Genomic DNA, 315 nt, shown 5'->3' with positions numbered 1-315 from the left:
CTACAATCTCGAAAAGATGTGGCAGGCGCCGGACCTCGAGGAAGAGACCTTGCACTGAGCCGCATCGCATGCCGTGACCATTAGGGTCGGGCATCGATCGAGGGCTCGCCGAGGCGAGGATGAAGATTACCGTTCATGCCGTGGGCCGGATGAAGACCGGCCCCGAGAGAGAACTCGCCGACCGCTATTTCGAGCGCTTCGCCAAGAGCGGGCCCGCGGTCGGGCTGGAATTTGCCCGCATCGTCGAGACGCCCGAGAGCCGCGGCCAGAGCGCCGACGAGCGCCGCCGCGAGGAACGCCAGAAGCTGCAGGCCC

Annotated in this window: 1 pseudogene; it reads left to right on the top strand. The window is 66.0% G+C overall.

The annotated features are described in order from the left end of the window. Positions 1–119: 119 nt before the first annotated feature. Positions 120–315, top strand: a pseudogene (locus EN857_RS33965) (23S rRNA (pseudouridine(1915)-N(3))-methyltransferase RlmH); the annotation flags it as partial.

Source organism: Mesorhizobium sp. M4B.F.Ca.ET.214.01.1.1 (assembly GCF_004791545.1).
In the GTDB taxonomy this organism is placed as follows: Bacteria; Pseudomonadota; Alphaproteobacteria; order Rhizobiales; family Rhizobiaceae; genus Mesorhizobium; species Mesorhizobium abyssinicae.
This window is presented reverse-complemented; position numbering and strand designations above follow the sequence as displayed.